14 protein-coding genes are annotated in these 16,718 nt (G+C 62.6%); 3 read left to right on the top strand and 11 right to left on the bottom strand.

All coding sequences use genetic code 11. From position 1 onward, the window contains the following. Positions 1–22: 22 nt before the first annotated feature. The 11 genes from FHT69_RS03965 to FHT69_RS04015 all read right to left on the bottom strand — a co-directional run bounded on the left by FHT69_RS03965 (position 23) and on the right by FHT69_RS04015 (position 14,193). Positions 23–1,204, bottom strand: coding sequence for an acyl-CoA dehydrogenase family protein (locus FHT69_RS03965; protein WP_097630438.1), 1,182 nt, complete (start codon positions 1,202–1,204; stop codon positions 23–25). 114 nt (positions 1,205–1,318) lie between these two features. Further along, positions 1,319–2,422, bottom strand: coding sequence for an LLM class flavin-dependent oxidoreductase (locus FHT69_RS03970; RefSeq protein ID WP_183904934.1), 1,104 nt, complete (start codon positions 2,420–2,422; stop codon positions 1,319–1,321). Between the two features lie 210 nt (positions 2,423–2,632). Beyond that, positions 2,633–3,724, bottom strand: a complete 1,092-nt coding sequence (locus tag FHT69_RS03975) for an LLM class flavin-dependent oxidoreductase (protein ID WP_183904935.1) — start codon at positions 3,722–3,724, stop codon at positions 2,633–2,635. Continuing rightward, the gene (locus FHT69_RS03980) at positions 3,721–5,451 is read right to left on the bottom strand and encodes an ABC transporter ATP-binding protein (RefSeq protein WP_183904938.1); all 1,731 of its coding nucleotides are present in this window, start codon (positions 5,449–5,451) and stop codon (positions 3,721–3,723) included. Before FHT69_RS03980 ends, FHT69_RS03975 begins: the two co-directional genes overlap by 4 nt. Continuing rightward, entirely contained in the window at positions 5,430–6,278 is an 849-nt protein-coding gene (locus FHT69_RS03985; RefSeq protein WP_183904940.1) for an ABC transporter permease, read from the bottom strand. Before FHT69_RS03985 ends, FHT69_RS03980 begins: the two co-directional genes overlap by 22 nt. Next, positions 6,275–7,285, bottom strand: a complete 1,011-nt coding sequence (locus FHT69_RS03990; RefSeq protein ID WP_028758196.1) for an ABC transporter permease — start codon at positions 7,283–7,285, stop codon at positions 6,275–6,277. The genes FHT69_RS03985 and FHT69_RS03990 overlap by 4 nt, the downstream gene beginning before the upstream one ends. Before the next feature lie 37 nt (positions 7,286–7,322). After that, on the bottom strand, positions 7,323–8,975 hold the full coding sequence (locus tag FHT69_RS03995) for an ABC transporter substrate-binding protein (protein WP_063475180.1): 1,653 nt from the start codon (positions 8,973–8,975) through the stop codon (positions 7,323–7,325). A gap of 134 nt (positions 8,976–9,109) precedes the next feature. Beyond that, positions 9,110–11,431 (bottom strand): molybdopterin guanine dinucleotide-containing S/N-oxide reductase, encoded by a 2,322-nt coding sequence (locus FHT69_RS04000; RefSeq protein WP_183904941.1) that lies wholly within the window; start codon positions 11,429–11,431, stop codon positions 9,110–9,112. A 46-nt stretch (positions 11,432–11,477) separates the two neighbouring features. Further along, on the bottom strand, positions 11,478–12,935 hold the full coding sequence (locus FHT69_RS04005) for an FAD-binding oxidoreductase (RefSeq protein WP_246780689.1): 1,458 nt from the start codon (positions 12,933–12,935) through the stop codon (positions 11,478–11,480). 74 nt (positions 12,936–13,009) lie between these two features. Then, positions 13,010–13,612, bottom strand: a complete 603-nt coding sequence (locus tag FHT69_RS04010; protein WP_183904942.1) for a 2-hydroxychromene-2-carboxylate isomerase — start codon at positions 13,610–13,612, stop codon at positions 13,010–13,012. Then, positions 13,609–14,193, bottom strand: a complete 585-nt coding sequence (locus tag FHT69_RS04015) for a TetR/AcrR family transcriptional regulator (protein ID WP_063475177.1) — start codon at positions 14,191–14,193, stop codon at positions 13,609–13,611. Before FHT69_RS04015 ends, FHT69_RS04010 begins: the two co-directional genes overlap by 4 nt. 476 nt (positions 14,194–14,669) lie before the next feature. On the opposite strand from FHT69_RS04015, the gene FHT69_RS04020 reads away from it, so the two are divergent. The 3 genes from FHT69_RS04020 to FHT69_RS04030 all read left to right on the top strand — a co-directional run bounded on the left by FHT69_RS04020 (position 14,670) and on the right by FHT69_RS04030 (position 16,641). Then, the gene (locus FHT69_RS04020) at positions 14,670–15,221 is read left to right on the top strand and encodes an alpha/beta fold hydrolase (RefSeq protein ID WP_183904943.1); all 552 of its coding nucleotides are present in this window, start codon (positions 14,670–14,672) and stop codon (positions 15,219–15,221) included. Positions 15,222–15,386: 165 nt separating this feature from the next. Next, positions 15,387–16,079, top strand: coding sequence for a type 1 glutamine amidotransferase domain-containing protein (locus FHT69_RS04025; protein ID WP_183904944.1), 693 nt, complete (start codon positions 15,387–15,389; stop codon positions 16,077–16,079). Positions 16,080–16,227: 148 nt separating this feature from the next. After that, a complete protein-coding gene (locus FHT69_RS04030; protein ID WP_028757269.1) occupies positions 16,228–16,641 on the top strand; it encodes a GFA family protein in 414 nt (137 codons plus the stop codon). The last annotated feature ends 77 nt before the right edge of the window (positions 16,642–16,718 follow it).

The following is a 16,718-nucleotide window of genomic DNA, read 5'->3' on the forward strand; positions in this document are numbered from 1 at the left end:
GGTGAGGTCCGTCCCCGTCGCGTCAGGCTGTTTTAAGGACGGGGACGCCTGTCGAATAGCTCGATAGGGCGGTCTCATCCCGGTTCCACCGGTCGAAGGCGGCGCGCCCCAGAATGGAAATCGATACGTCTTCCTGCGGAGCATGGACGAGCACGGACTGGATGTCCCGGAAATGCCGTTCAAGCCCCAGGTCGGCGCTCAGGCCCGGATTGCCGATGCCGCGGACCGCGATCTGGACTGCCTCGCGCAACTGCCGGCCGGCAATGAGCCGGGCTCTTATGAATTTTTCCGCGTCAGTTTGGCCGGCTTCGAGTGCGCCAAAAATGATCTGGCGGGCGCCGGAGACAAGCAGGTCGATTTCGCCCGAAAGCGTCACGAAACGCTCCGTGCGGGCAATGGGATGGCCGAGATTGGTCGGCACCCGCTCATGCGCGAAGCGGATGAAGGCGGCCTGCGCGGCTTCCGCCACGCCGAGATAGAGCGCGGTCAGCGCCAGCGTGAGCGCCGCATGGGCGCGATTGTCCTGTTGGGCAACTGTGGCGTCGGTGAGATCAAGCACGTCCTCTGCCGGGATCTCGACGTCGGTATATTCGACGTCGTGCGAACCTGTGGCGCGCATGCCGAGGCTGCTCCAGTTTTCGATCACGCGAATGCCAGGCAGTCCATTCGGCACGACGAAGGTTCCAACCCGCGTTGGGGTTTCATCGGTATGCGCCCAGACGAGGAAATGCGTGAGACCATGCGCGCCGGTGACGAAGCGCTTGCGACCGGTGATCGACCAGCCGTTGGCCGTGCGGCGGGCGCGCGTTGCCGGCAGACCGCCGCGCGCCGGCGACCCCAGTTCCGGCTCGACGCGGGCGGCGTTGAGCAGCAGCGGACGCTGCTTTCCCTCCGCCAGCAGCCTGATGTAGAGATCCTCCGGCCAATGGTTTTTTCCGGCCTGGCCGAGATGGTTGAAAATTGTCATGGCGCTGATGAGCGCGACCGACGGATCGCCTCGCCCGAGGGCGGCTAGGATGTGAGCCGTGTCGGCAAGGTTGGCACCTCCTCCGCCGTAGCGGACGGCGACAGTGCTTTCCAGAAGGCCGCTTTCATGAACGGCACGAATGCCCGTCCATGGAAACTGACCGGTACGATCCGCTTCCGGAGCGGCCTCGGCTAGAACCCGCGCGGTTGCGTTCAGGACGCTTGTGTCATGGGGCATGTTGTTGAAGCCTTCTGATGGAAGCCTGAGCGATATCCTCCGACGCGATGAAGACAGCGTCGCCTGCTCGTTCTGGGATTGAATGCATGGTCCAACCGTACCGGACCGTGATCATCAGGCGGCCGTCTTCTTTTTGGCCTCTTCCCGCTCGCGGATGCCGTCACGCACCAGCGGCAGGATGTAGCGGCCATAATCGACGACATCGTTGTAATTGTCGTAGCCGCGGATCGAGATCAGGTCGGCACCAAGATCGATATAATCGAGGATGGAATCAGCGATGGTGCGTGGCGAACCCACCAGCGCGGTGGTGGCGCCGCTGGCATTGGTGGCGGTCACGGTCGGATACCACAGGGCGCGGTCCTGCACATGGCCGCGTGCCGCAATGTCCAGCAGCCGCTGAGAGCCAACATTGGCCGGACGCGGAGCCGAAAGCGGCGCACGGCTCAAACCTTTCTCGCGGTTCTCGTTCAGCCGGTCCAGAACCTTATGTGCCTTCGCCCAGGCCAATTCGTCGGTCTCGGCCACGATCGGCCGGAAGGTGACCCAGATGCGCGGGCGATCCGTGCGGCCAGCCTTGGCGGCTTCGTCGTAAATCCGGTCGATCTGCTGCTTGGTTTCGGCAAGCGGCTCACCCCATAGGCCGAAGATGTCGCACAGCGAACCGCCGATCCGGTAAGCCGCATCCGACGAGCCGCCGAGCGAGATGGGGATGAGGCCCCTGGTGGGACGCACGGCGCTGCGAAACTGCTTGAACTGGTAATATTTCCCATCGAAATCAAAGGGCTCGGTCGACGTCCAGGCCAGACGCAAGATGCGAATATATTCCTCCTGCCGCTCGTAACGCTCTTCCTTATTGAGGAAGTCGCCTTCACGCGCCTGCTCCTCGTCGCTGCCGCCGGCAATGAAGTGAACGACGACGCGCCCGCCGCTCAACTGATCGAGCGTCGCCAGCGATTTCGCCGCAACCGTCGGATAGACCGTGTTCGGACGTAGGGCGACGATGATGCTGAGTTTTTTCGTATGTGCGAGGATCGTCGCTCCAAGCGTGAACGGATCGAAGGAAGACGAGGAATAGGGGATCAGCGTGTAGTTGAAGCCGTAATCGTCGAGCGCCCGCGCGTATCGCTCCAGAAAACGCGCATCGACCGGCGCGTCGGGAATAGGGTTGAGGTCATTGGAGGCATTGGCAAAGCTTGCGCTGATGAATTCCGTGGCCATGTGAGCGTTTCTCCCGGGGTTGCCGAACATGCCCTCACGTTATGGCGTGACAAATCCCATAGGAAGACAGGTCTTTCTTTTTCTACTAAAACTGTAGAAAATATTCGCGCGTCGCAGCCTGGTGGGGAAGAGTTGGTCACCTTCTCCATTGAAAACCCTGATGGCTGCTCCAGCCGCAATGGCGACGCCCGCCGCTGGCATCAGTGTGGTTCAAATGGTAGGCGACCAGCCGAGGTTGGGGGCCACCGTGTCTGCCAGGTCCGTCAGCAGCCGCACGTTTTCGGCAAGGTCGAAGGCGGGGGGAAGGAAGAGCACAAGTTCATCGGCGGAGGCAAGGCCTGGGTCGTCAAGCACGGCCTCAAGCACCTGGTCGGGCCTGCCTTGGAAGACCGGGGAGATCTGGATGCCGGGCGGCTGACTGGCTGGCGCGGCCGGCGTCAGCGCCCCCTTGGGACGGGACGCGGCAATTCCCTGGGTGCGGCGCTCGAGGTCGTAGGCTGCGTATTTTTCCCGAAGCTCGGCCGTGGTGCCGACCAGGATCGAGGCGGCAACGGCGACTGGCGGCGGTTCGGTGTTCCACGTCTCGCGCCAGGTCGCACGGAAAGCCGCGATGCAGCGAGCCTGATACTCCCCGAAGGTTTCGCCCTCGTCATGGTCGTGCTGCACTGTGCCTGAGATGAGCCCGATTCCGAGCTTGGCAGCCTGCACCGCCGAATCCAGACTAGCCGAGCCCTGCCTGATCCGCGAGCGCAGGGTCGGGCTGTGCGGCGTCACCCGCAGTTCAGTACCCTCCGGGGCGCCTTGGCCTTGCCCGGCGACGGTGTGGAGAACCTCACCCGAGATCGCGGCGAGGAAGCGCGCCTGACGGCGTTTGGCTTCCGTCCGGGCATCGGTGTCTGCCGTACCGAAGACGGCGTCGAACGCCGCATTGGCGCCGGTGGAGACCGCCAGCTCCAAGCGGCCGCCGATCAGAAGGTCGGTCGTGCCGGCCGCCTCGGCGAGCAGGATGGGGTCCTGGTAGCGCATCGGGATAACAGCCGAGCCGAGCGTGATATGCCTGGTATGCTGGCCGGCCGCGGCGAAGAACGGAAGCGGTGACGACAGGTAGTGGTCGAAGTGCCGTTGGTAGGCCCAGCCCGACTGATAACCCAGCCGCTCGGCGGCCTTGAACAGCTCGATCCCGTCGCGTAGCCCCTGCGCCGGCCCGGCGTCGTCGTTGAAGGACACCCGGGTGTTGAAGCCGAGCCGCTGCTTCGGACGAAACGGTGCGGGCAGGGGGATGGCAGGCGCGGCGATGGTCATGCGATCTTTTCCTCGTTGACGAACCGCTGCGGTCTGGGGTGTGGCGCGCGGGCGATAGCAGCGGCGCCTGATGGGATCGATTCCAGCAGCGAGCGTGTGTACGGCTCCCTGGGGCGTTCGAAGATGTCGGTGACGGTCCCATGCTCGACGATGCGCCCACGCTGCATCACCGAGACGGTGTGGGCGAGCTGGCGCACCAGAGCCAGATCGTGGGAGACGAAAACATAGGTGAGGCCGAGCTTGGCTTGCAGCGAGAGCAGCACCCCGACGATATCGGCCTGGACGCTGACGTCGAGCGCGGAGGTGGGCTCATCGAGCACGATGACGTCAGGCTTGAGCACCAGCGACCGGGCGATGGCCACGCGCTGGCGCTGGCCACCTGACAAGGCTTCCGGCTTGCGGGAAAGCAGGTGTTCGCCGAGCCCGACATTGGCCAGCGCTTCGCGGACCTGCTCGGCCCGCTCCTCGCGGGTGCCGATCTTGAACCGGTCGAGCGGTTCGCGCACCAGCTGCTCGACTTTCCAGGTCGGGTCCAGTGAGGTGAACGGGTTCTGATAAACGAGCTGAAGGTGGCGCCATACCGCGCGCAGTGAGCCGTGCGAGCGACCGGTGAGTTGCTCGCCGGCGACGGCGATATTGCCGATGTCGGGTTGCTCGAGCCCAAGCAGCAGCCGGATTGCCGTCGTCTTGCCCGAACCGGATTCGCCGACCAGCGCGTGTGTGGTGCCAGCCGGGACGACAAACGACACGTCATTGACGGCCGTCAGAACCTTGCCGTCGACCGTGAAGGTCTTCGTGACGCCGCTGACTTCGATCTTCGGTGCCTTGTCGGCTTTGGTTCCGAGGAAACGGAAGCCGGGATCGCGCAGCGCACGGTAGCGATCGGGGTTGAGGGCCGGGACGTCGGCATGCAGTTTCCTGGCGTATGTCGAGGAGGGCGCGGAGAAGACGGAAGCGGTGCTGCCGGCTTCCTGGACGACGCCGTCCTTGAGTACCACCAGCGAGTCCGCCCGCTCGGCGGCGATCGCCAGGTCGTGGGTGATGAGAAGCAGGCTGATCTCAAGCTCGTGCTGCAACTTGGAAAGCAGGTCGAGGATACGCTTCTGGATCGTGACGTCGAGCGCCGACGTCGGCTCGTCCGCAACCAGCAGCGACGGCCGTGGTAGGACCGCAAGGCCGATCAGCACACGCTGCAGCATGCCGCCGGAGAGCTGGTGCGGGTAGGAGTCGTAGACCCGTTGGGGATTGTCGAGCCCGACCTGGGCGAAGGTCTCCAGGATGAGCGCCTTGCGGATTGCCTTATTGGGCTCGTCGACGAGTGCTGCCGCCTCCATCGCCTGGGCGCCGATCGTCCGCACCGGGTTGAGCGAGTTGCCGGGATCCTGCGGGACGAACCCGATCGCCCGTCCTCTGAGCGGCCGGAAACGGCGCTCCGGGAGTCCCAGTATCTCCTGGCCGTCGAACTCGACGCGGCCGGCAGCGCGTCCACCGCTGGGGAGCAGCCGCAACACCGCCCGGGCGATGGTCGACTTGCCCGAGCCCGACTCGCCGATGAGGGCGAGGCTCTTGCCACGGCCGAGTTGAAACCCGATGTTGCTGACGACTTCGTGCGGCCCGTAGGAAACCGACAACCCGTCAACCCGGAGCAGAGGGGCTGATCGCTGGAGCGGCAGCCCGGTGGCGTCGGTGTGGGCGAAAAGCTCAGTCAGTCTGTTTTGCGAAGCCATCGGCTGATCCTGTTCACGGAGAGGACGGTTGCGATCGTGACGAAGGCGGGGGCGTAAACCAGCCACGGCCATTTGAGGTAGTCCTTGCCGATCGAGATCAGCGGGCCCCAGTCGGAGGCCGGCGGGGGGTCGCCGTAGCCGAGGAAAGCGAGACTGGCGATCACCAGGATCGAGTCGCCGAACTGCAGCACGGCGAGCGGCAGCACCGATCGCGAGGCATTCGGCAGCACGTGACGCCACAGGATGTGCCAGCGCGACCCACCGAGCAGAAAGGAAGATTCGACGAATGTGGCCTGCCGGGTCTTGATCACCTCCGAGCGCATCACCCGGGCGAAGAGGGCGACCGCCGAAACGCCGGTTGCGATGGCGGCGTTGGTGGTGTCGAAGCCGATCGCGGTGACGACGATGACGGCCAGCAGGAATTTCGGAATGGCCAGCAGAACGTCGACCAGGCGGGCGAACAGGGTGTCCACCCAGCCGCCGAAGAAGCCGGCCAGGAGGCCGATGAGGCCGCCGGCGACAACGCCGATGACGACGGCGATCAGCGCGCTCGCCACGGAGGAGGCCGTGCCGTAGACGACGCGGGTGTAGAGATCGCGGCCGAGGTGATCGGTGCCGAACCAGTGCGCCGCGCTGGGGCCGAGCAGCTTTTGAGCAGGAACGCCGTTGACCGGGTCATAGATCGTGAACAGGCCAGGGGCGAGAGACCAGGCGATGGCAAGCGCGACGATAGCGAAGGACAGCGCGACGACCGGCGGTACGCGCAGCGCCGTCAGCCGGCTGATCGCCGTGACATACGAGGCAGAGGAGGCGGAGGCGAGGGTCATAGCGTCACCGCCTTGGAAATGCCGGCGGAGCCTTCGTCAGCCGTGGTTGGACGGCGCTCGGGAGCGCCAAGAAGCTTTACGCGCGGGTCGAGCAGTGGGTAGGTCAGATCGGCGATCAGGTTGACGATCACGAAGACCACCGCTGCCAGCGAGACGACCGCCTGCAGGACGGGCAGATCCTGCGTGCTCACCGACCGTTGCACCAGGCTGCCGAGACCGGTGCGCCCGAACACCGTCTCGGTGATCAGCGAGCCGCCGAGCAGTTCGCCGATGGTGAGCGCGATGACGGTGATAACCGGCAGCGACGACGGCTTGAGCAGGTGCTTGGCGAACAGGCGCATTTGCCCGAGGCCGCGGCCCCGTGCGACGGCGGCGTATTCCTGCCCGGACTCATGATCGAGATTGGCGATGAGCACTTCGGCGATTTGTGCCGAGATGGGGATGCCGAGCGCGATGGCCGCGAAAAGCGTCGCCCAGAAGCTGTCGGGCTCGATCACGCGAAAGACGCCGAGCTGGAAACCGAAGAGATGGATCAGCACCAGGCCGATCACGAAGTTCGGCACCGACAGGAACAAGGACGGGAAGCCCCGCAGCAGGCCCTGACCGAGCCGTTTTGGCAGAAACTGCGTGCCATAGGCGATCACTGCCGACAGCAGCAGCGCGACGACGAGACCTGCGGAAGCAAGGACCAAGGTCGACGGAAGCACCTCGGCGATCAGGGTCGAGACGGGCCGGTTGGTCCGCATCGACAGGCCGAGATCCCCGGTCACGAAGCCGGAAAAAGACGTCCACAGCTGGACCGGGATCGGCTTATCCAGGCCCTGGGCGGCGATGATCTCCTTGATCTCATCCGGTGTGAAGCCATTCTGAGGATTGTTCAGGACATTGGTGATCGGGTCGCCGGGCAGGATGCTGACGACGACGAAGGTGAAGACATAAGCCAGCAGGATCACGACGATCGCCTGCACGAGGCGTTTTGCGGCGTAGTTGAGGTAGGCTTTGCTCATGCCGTCACCTTCTTACGTTGCTCGGTTGAATTGCGGATTATTCGCTTTTCGTGGCCGTGTAGTAGCTGGCATAGGCGACGCCGTTGTAGACTTCGCCCTTGAGCTTCGGAGACTGCACGTAGATCCGCTGGACGATCTGTGTGCGCGGGATGAAGTAACCCTGATCGAGGATGTATTTCTGCAGTTCGTCGAGGAGCGGTTTGCGGCTTTCGATGGAACCGGCGCTGGCGATCTTGTCCCGGAGTTCGTTGAGCGTCTTGTCGCTCTCGTCGAGGGCGAACCAGTTCTCGCCGTTGTTGGCATTTGTCAGGATACTGGCGACGGTGCCGGCGTCGATGAAGCTGCGGGTCACCTCATAGGCCGGCACGGCCGGGCTGCCGTATTTGACCTTTTGGCCGTAGGTGACGACATCGTAGGAACGGATGGCGACTTTCCAGCCGATTTTGCCGAGCTGCTGGGCGATAAGCTCATCGACTGATTTCGAGGTTGCGAGGTAGGGGTTGGAATGCAGCGTCAGCACCAGCGGCTGGCCGTTCTTGGTGCGGATGCCGTCCGCGCCCTTTGTCCAACCCGCTTCGTCCAGGAGCTTCTCGGCCTTTTCGGGGTTGTAGACCAGCAGGGCGCTTTGGTCGGTCGCTCCCGGCACGTTGCTCTGGATGAAGGAGGTCGCCAGTTTCCAGTCGGGTGTATAGACGGTGTCGATGATCTCCTGGCGATTGATGCCGGCCTGGAGGGCCTGGCGTACTTTCACGTCATCGTATGGCGCAAGCTTGGTGTTGACAGCCCAGCCGTTCACGAAGCCGAGATAACGTGGTGTCGCGGTGGTGAAGCCCTCTGTCTTGAGAGATTCCAGCTCCTGCGGCGAGGCGTTGTAGGCGACGTCGGCCTGACCGGACTGAACCGCGGCCACGCGCAGCGACGGCTCGGACACCAGCTTGTAGGTGATCGTGTCGAGATAGGCCGGGCCGGTATGGCCGACCGCGGCGGGACCCCAATTGTAGTCCTTGCGCTTGACCAGCTTGACGAAGTCGCCTTCCTTCCAGGAATCGACCACATAGGGGCCGCTGCCGGCGGTCTTGCTGAGGTCGGCCTGCTGGGCGGCAGGCTGCGCGAGGGTCTTGGGGGAGATCAGGATCGAGCCGTGGTAGCCGAGGGTCGGGATGAAGCCGAGTGTCGGCGCCTTGAAGAAGACCTTCACGGTAGCCGCGTCCACTGCCTCGGCGTGGTCGTAAGTCTTCGGGAAGAGACCGATCGGGTTGATGCCCTCGCTCTTGCGGCCGGCGTACCAGATGTCGAGGTTGGCGACGACGGCCGACGCATCGAGCGGGGTGCCGTCGGAGAAGGTTACGCCGCTCTTCAGGTGCAGGGTGAACTCGGTGGCTTTGTCGTTCTGCTCCCAGCGCTCGGCGATCCAGGGGCTGACCTTGCCGTCGGCGTCGACGTAAAGGAGCTTATCGGTCACATGGCCCCAGATGTGGCCCTGGAAGCTGGAGATGGCGCTGTTGTTCGGGATCCAGGTATCGCCCAACGAGTCGATGAGGAAGGTGATGTCACCGCCGTTGTGTGGGCTATCGGCACTCAGAGCCGGATTGAACTCCGCCGTTACCACCAAGGCGGCGATTGCCAGTGCAGAGGTGGCGATCAGCAGACGACGCCGGGGAAGGGAGAACGGGGAAAAGCGTTCGATCATAATGCGGTCCTGTATTGTTTGCCAAGGAGATCACGACGCATAGCCTAAGCAGGGCAACAGGAGGGAGAAAGACCAGTTGTTCTTTTTCTACTAAATTTATGGATTATTTTGTTCGGTTTCTGCGTGTGTGTGGATCAGCTTTTCCGGGCTTGTCGCGATAAGTCTGCGAACTTCATTCCCTCGAAGATCCGCACCGGCGGCGGTTCGCCGGCGAACCGCTCCGCCTCCACCCTGGTAAGCTGTCCGGTCGAGCCCTGGGCCAATTGCGAGGTTCCGACGTCGCGGGTGAGGATATTCGGGTTGCCGTGGATGCACATGGACTTCTCGGCGGTCGGGTCGTTCGGTTCGAACCACGCACCCGTCGCAAGCTGCATCACGCCCTGTCGCACGTCCTCGCTTATCACCGCTGCCGCTAGGCAGCTGCCGCGGGCATTGAACAGCCTCAGAATGTCGCCATCCGAAATGCCGCGTTCGGCCGCGTCGGCCGGGTTGATGCGGACCGGTTCCCGGCCTTTGATCTTGGTGGAACGACTGAAATCGCCATAGTCCAACTGGCTGTGCAGCCGCTGATGCGGCTGATTGCAGACCAGATGGAGCGGGTAGCTGCTTGCATCGCCCTCTGCATCCATCTTGGGGGGATGCCATCGCGGATGGCCGCGGCAATCGTGGTAACCGAAGCTCTCGATCGTCTCGGAAAAGATCTCGATCTTTCCGGAAGGCGTCTGCAGCGGAGATCCGGACGGATCATCTCGGAAGGCGCGCGCCGGTCCGCCGTCGTCGGGCTTCAGCGGCAGGCGCATCTCTCCGCGCTCCCAGAACGTCTCGAAGGCGGGGGCCTCGTGTCCGGCGGTAGCAAGCGCCTTTTGCGTCGTCTCGAAAAGAAAGGCGAGCCATTCCTTGCTGGTGCGGTTTTCGGTGAACTCTTCGGCTCTGCCGAGGCGGCGGGCTATCTCGGAGAAGATGTCATAGTCGTCCCGCGCTTCGCCGACCGGCTCGATCAACTTTTTCATGGCGATCATCAGCGGGTCGCGGTCCGCCGCGCCGATATCGTCCCGCTCGAGCGTGGTGGTCGCCGGCAGCACGATGTCGGCGTGACGGGCCGACGACGTCCAGGCCGTCTCATGCACGATGATGGTCTCCGGCCTCCTGAACGCCGCCCGCAGCCTGTTGAGATCCTGATGGTGATGGAACGGGTTGCCGCCCGCCCAATAGACGAGGCGGATGTCGGGATAACGCATCGCCTGACCATTATAGTTGAACGCGCTGCCCGGATTGAGGAGCATGTCGGCGATGCGCGCGACGGGAATGAAATCCGGCACGGCGTTCTTGAATTGGCTGAGCGTGGGCAGTGGGACGGCAAGCTGGTGTTTGCCGATATTGCCCAATGCGCCAAGCGAATAGGAATAGCCGCCGCCATCCAGTCCGATCTGCCCGAGCATTGCGGCGAGCACGATGCCCATCCAGACCGGCTGCTCGCCATGCTCGGCACGCTGCAGGGAATGGCTGACGGTGATCAGCGTTCTGGCGCGCGCCATGGAAAGCGCCAGCTTCCTGATGGTGTCTTTGCCGATGCCGCAGATATGGGACGCCCATTCCGGGCTCTTGTCGACACCATCGGTCCGGCCAAGCAGGTAGTCCTCGAAGCGCTCGTAGCCGACCGTATAGCGGTCGAGAAATTCGCGGTCGTGCAATCCCTCGCTGGCAAGCACATGCGCGAGGCCGAGCATCAGCGCGATGTCGGTGCCGGGCAAGATGGGCAGCCATTCGGCGTTCACCTCAGCAGGAAAATCGTCTTTCAGCGGGCTGATGAGGACAAAACGCGCACCGCGCGCGTGCGCGCCATTCAGCGTCCGGGGCACGATATGCGCACTGATGCCGCCGCCATGCACATCCGTGTTCTTGATCGCCATTCCGCCGAAGGCGACGACCAGTTCGCTGCTTCGTTCGATGGCATCCCAGGTCACGCTCTTGCGGTCGAAATGGTCGTATGGCCCCAAGACATGCGGGATGATGACCATGGCCGCACCGGAGCTGTAGGTGTTGACGGATCTGATATATCCGCCCAGCACATTCAGAAAGCGGTGGATCTGGCTCTGCGCATGATGGAAGCGTCCGGCGCTCGACCAGCCATAGGATCCGCCGAACACGGCTCGCGGGCCGAAGTCTGCGTAGACGCGCCGAAGCTCCTTCGAAACGAGGTCCAGCGCCTGCGGCCAGCTGACTTCCACATAATCGTCCGCCCCGCGATTTTGCGCGTTGCCGGTGTTGCCATCCAGCCAGCCCCGCCGGACGGCCGGGCGCCTGATGCGCGCGGGGCTATGGGCGATCGCGGCGAGGTTGCCCAGCAAAGGCGATGGATGTGGGTCGGCCGGATGGGGCCGAATTTCGAGCTTTCCATCGTCGTAGCGGCCGGAAAAGGCGCCCCAATGGGAGCTATGGGTCTGAAACGAACGCATTTATAAAGCTCCGGGCAACAAGGGTTTATCAACGAGCTGCCGGCGTCTATCCGGGCAAGATTTTGCCCGGGTTCATGATGCCTGTCGGATCGATGGCATTCTTGATGACGGCCATCAGATCCACGGCATCGCCATATTCCCCGCGCAGATAGCCGATCTTGCCGGTGCCGACACCGTGTTCGCCGGTGGAGGTGCCGCCCACCGAGATTGCATGTTGCACCATCTCCTTGTTGATGGCTGCAACCTCACCGAGTTCCGCCTGATTTCCCGGGTCGACAGCGAAGACGACGTGATAGTTGCCGTCGCCGATATGGCCAAGAATGGCGGCGGGAACGCTGCAGCCGCGCAGAAGCTCACGTGTCTTCAGAATGCAGCCGCTGAGCTGTGAGACAGGCACGCAGACATCGGATGACCAGCCTTTGGCGTTCGGCCGCTGGGAGACGACCGCGTAGAACGCGTTATGCCGCGCCTTCCACAGCCGGTTGCGCTCTTCAGGTGCGTTTGCCCATTCGAAATCCTTCCCGCCATTCTCCTCGACGATCGCCTTGACCATGTCGACCTGTTCCTGAACCCCGGCCGGAAAGCCATGGAACTCGAAGGCGAGCGTGTCCTCGATCTTGAGCGACAGATTGGAATAGGCATTGACGGCCGCGATCAGGCCGCGGTCCATCAACTCCATGCGGGCAACCGGAATGCCGAGCTGCACGACCGCAATCGCCGCATTGACCGCCTGCTCGACGCTTTCGAACGAGCAAAGTGCTGCGGAAATCGTCTCCGGGATGCCGTAGAGCCTGAGTGTCACCTCGGTGATGATGCCGAGCGTACCTTCGGAACCGACGAACAGCCGCGTCAGGTCGTAGCCGGCTGACGATTTGCGCGCCCGGCCGCCGGTGCGGATGATCTGGCCGCTCGGCAGGACGACGGTCAGCGACAGGACGTTTTCACGCATGGTGCCGTAGCGCACCGCGTTCGTCCCCGATGCCCGCGTTGCGGCCATGCCGCCGATCGAAGCGTTGGCGCCGGGATCGATCGGGAAGAACAGGCCCATATCGCGCAAATGCGTGTTCAGTTGCTCGCGGCTCACACCGGCCTCGACGGTGCAATCGAGGTCTTCGGCGCTGACGCGGGTGATCTGCGACATGCGCGAAAGATCGATCGAGACGCCGCCGCGCACCGCCGTCAGATGGCCTTCGAGCGAGGTGCCCGCGCCAAACGCGATCACCGGCACGTCTTCCGCCGCGCAAAGCCGGACGATCTCGGCCACGTCCTCGGTGCTTTCCGCAAACACGACGGCATCCGGGATGGCGGGCGTGTGGTGGGATTCACCGCGGCCGTGCTGTTCACGCAAGGCCTGCGAGCTGGAGAAACGATCGCCGAAACGGATGCGAAGCGTTTGCGAAAGAGCGGGAGAAAGAACACATTTGCCGCCTCGACGCTCTTCAGGAATGACGCGGCTAGGGTTATCCGGATGCGCCGCCAGCCATTCGGTGGGGGTGATGGACATGGAGTGCTCCGGATGATGCTCTGGCGGGGGACGAACGGGCCGATGCTGTTGGCGCCGGCCTGCTCGATGATCCATCAGGCGGCGATCTTGTCGCCGTTGAGATGGCGCTCGAGGAATGGCAGGCTGTCCTGTCCCCAGTACAACTCGTCTTCGTATCGGAAGGTTGGAAGCCCGAAGACACCGGCAGCCTTGGCGGTCTCGGCGTTCGATTTCCAGATCGCCTGCACGACCTCGGCCTGAGCGCGCTGCTCCAGAACTGCACCGTCGAACCCTGCCTTATCCGCAATTGCGCGACGAACCTCGGCTCGGCCGATGTCCTCGCCACATGTCCAGAAGGCCTCCTGAAGCGCCTTTGTCAGTCTGAGCCAGTCTTGCCCCGCATCGATGGCGGCAATGACCATGAAACCGGCGGGGGTCGGGTCAGAAAGGGCGGCGCGGTTTTCGAAGTTCAGCGTTTTACCCCGCAGCGCGGCCCAACGTTTCAGGTCCTTGACCCAATAGGCGCGGCGCGCTTCCGGCCGGTTGCGGGAATAGATCGCGCCATTGTCCTCGATCAACGGGATCACATAGGGGCGGATCGATGCCCCATGCTCGGAGGCGAGCGCCGCAAATGGCTCGAGGCCGATAAAAGCCCAGGGAGAGCCAATGCCGAAGAAGTAATCGATGGTCTTTGTCATGTTCCGTTCTTCTCAAGAGATGTGGTCGAGTAGATTGCCGCGTCGAATACCGATAGCGCGCAGTCCCGGGCGACGAGAACGGCCTGGGGATCGCGTCCGACCGCCACCGTGGCAAGGGCGCCTTCATAGAGAAGGGAAAGGTGAGCAGCCGCCTGGTCGGGCTTGACATCGGCCCTCGACAGGATGGTGCGAAATATGTCCCTCACGACCTTCTTGTGCGTTCGCGCGACGGTGAGGACACGTTCTGAATCGCCGTGCTCGGCGACGGCAAGTGCAAAGGCGCAGCCCCGAAACTCCGGGCTGTCGGCCTTTTCGTACAAGCGCTCGAAAATCAGTTTGATCTGATCCCTCGGCATGCTTGCCGCATCCAAAACCTCCTGTAGCGAACGAATGACGCGGTCGTGGCGATCCTGGAGATAGGCTGCCACGAGGTGGTCCTTGGATGGGAAGTGTCGATAGAGGGTCGCCTTGGCAACGTTTGCTTCTTCGATGATTCGATCTATGCCGACGGCGCGAATACCTTCGCTATAAAAAAGCGCGCTGGCGGCGGTAAGGATCTGATCTGATATAGGCTCTTTCATTGGATCGCTTCGGGTTGGGAATGTATCATGGGATCAGCAAGCCCATATCATCAGGTCATTGCAAGGGTTCTGCCGAGGTTGGCTGCATTGTTTCGCGATCGGTGGTGTCGAGCGGACCAGAAACCGAGGGGGCGAAGGCTTGGCCATGCTGCGTCCGACCGGTAGGCTCCTAAGTGCAAGCCATTTTTGTTTTTCGTCTTCCTTTCAAGCGGGACTCCCCATCGACCGTCGACAGATGATTCCGCTGGATTTGCAATGTGGAAGCTAGAGGATTGAGGGATTATGAGAAAGACAGGTCGTTCTTTTTCTACTGAGTTTGTGGAAAATGTTTCGTCCACGGCTCTCGCAGACAGCTGACTTTTTCGTGGCGATAGGTGGTAACCTCATGTGTCCATCTATCTCTCAGGTCGGACAGTTTGGGCGTGGCCGCAGCTGCAATCTTGTCTGACCTCTGCTATGGGGAATAGGCTGACGGGATGATCAAACAGGTTCTCTTTGTCCAAGGCGCCGGCGAAGGCGTTCATGACCACTGGGACAACAAGCTTGTGGCGAGCCTCGAGCGCGAGCTCGGCGGAAATTATGTTGTCCGCTATCCCCGAATGCCCGGCGAAGACAATCCCAGCTTCTCTGCGTGGAAGGCTGCGCTGATCGGGGAATTCGCCTTGTTGGAAGATGGCGCAATGCTCGTCGGCCATTCGTTCGGCGGCACCATCTTGATGCATGCGCTTGCCGAGCAGCCGCTGACACCGAGGTTGGGCGGGCTATTTCTCATCGCCGCACCCTTCATCGGCGAAGGCGGATGGCCGAGCGATGACATCGGCGGTGCCGAGGATTTCTCGGGGTCCCTTCCGCCCGGCCTTCCCGTCCATCTCTATCATGGGATTGATGACGACGAGGTGCCGACGGCTCACGTCCATCTCTACGCGAAAGCGATTCCGCACGCCGTGGTGCGCACGCTCGAGGGCAGGGATCACCAGTTCAATGATGACATGAGCGAGGTCGCCCGGGACATCCGTTCGTTGGGTTAGGCTTCTGCTCAGACAATTCTAGCAAACACCACGCGGGAAAGCTTGTTTCCCAGCGCAGCCGCTCTATGTCCTCTCCCGTTTCAGCATGAGATCTGCAGGCAGTATTCACCGTAAAACCGGGCGCCGACGGCGTTGTCCGCCGGCCGGCTTTGAAGGAGCTGAGCAATGAAAATTCTCATGGTTCTCACATCGCATGATCAACTGGGAAACACCGGCAGGAAGACGGGCTTCTGGCTCGAGGAGCTCGCCGCCCCTTACTTTGTTTTCCGTGGCGCCGGAGCCGACATCACGCTCGCTTCGCCGAAGGGCGGCCAGCCTCCACTCGATCCGAAGAGCAACGAGCCGGCCTTCCAGACGGAAGACACGCGACGGTTCGAGCGAGACCAGGCGGCAACGGCTGCGCTCGCCAACACCTTGAGATTGTCCGACATCAACCAGGCGGACTATGACAGCGTGTTCTTCCCCGGCGGGCACGGTCCGCTTTGGGATCTGACGAACGACCGCAACGCTCTGTCGCTCATCGAGGATATGCTCGCGGCGGGAAAACCCGTGGCGCTCGTTTGCCACGCACCAGGTATCCTGACGAATGTGAAGACGCCGGATGGAAAGCCCATCGCCGAGGGCCGGACGGTCACGGGTTTCACCGATTCCGAAGAAGAGGCGATGCATCTGGTCGAGGTCGTTCCCTACCTGCTCGAGGATGTATTGAAGGAGCAGGGCGCAAAGTTTTCGAAGACGGCGGATTGGGGCGTGCATGTCGTCCAGGACGGCCTGCTGATCACCGGTCAAAACCCGGCTTCGTCAAAACAGGGCGCCCGGAGGCTTCTTGAGGCCTTGAGAAAGCAGGACGCGGCTTAAGGGCTTAAGCCCTGGGCACGACGGCTGCCCTGGAGGTCGAGATCTCCTCATTCGGCTTGTGCCGACGCCGGCCGCAGGTGCGTCTCGACGACGTCTGCAGCACGGCGGCGGCGAGCCAATGTTCAAACACGGATGAAAGGCGCCTGACATGACGGGGAAATATACGGGACAATGCGCTTGCGGCGCGGTGAGATTTGCCTTCGACACCGACCCGAACTTTGTCGCCAACTGCCATTGCCTGGACTGCAAGAGGGCAACGGGCGGCGAGGCCGCCACGTTCTTCGCCGTACCGCAGGATGATTTCAACGTGATCAGCGGTAGCCCGAAGGCGTTTCACTATGTCGCCAATTCAGGCAAAGGGCTCGACCGCAATTTTTGCCCGGATTGCGGCGCCAGATTGTTCAGCAGCAACCTGGAGAGCTTTCCTGGCCTCGTCTTCGTGACGCTCGGCAGTCTGGATCAGCCCGAGCTCATCAAGCCGGGAGTCGAAATGTTCACCAAGCGGCGGCTCGCCTGGGCAAGGCCGCTCGATCTTCCGCAGTTCGACGGCATGCCCGGCTGAGCCGCGACGCAAACCGCTGCACAGTTTTGCGCGATATGCTTTGAGCAATTTTTCTTGAAGAAAAGTTCCATCCGGTG

Origin of the sequence: Rhizobium sp. BK008, from assembly GCF_014197345.1 — a bacterium.
Classification (GTDB): Bacteria; Pseudomonadota; Alphaproteobacteria; order Rhizobiales; family Rhizobiaceae; genus Rhizobium; species Rhizobium anhuiense.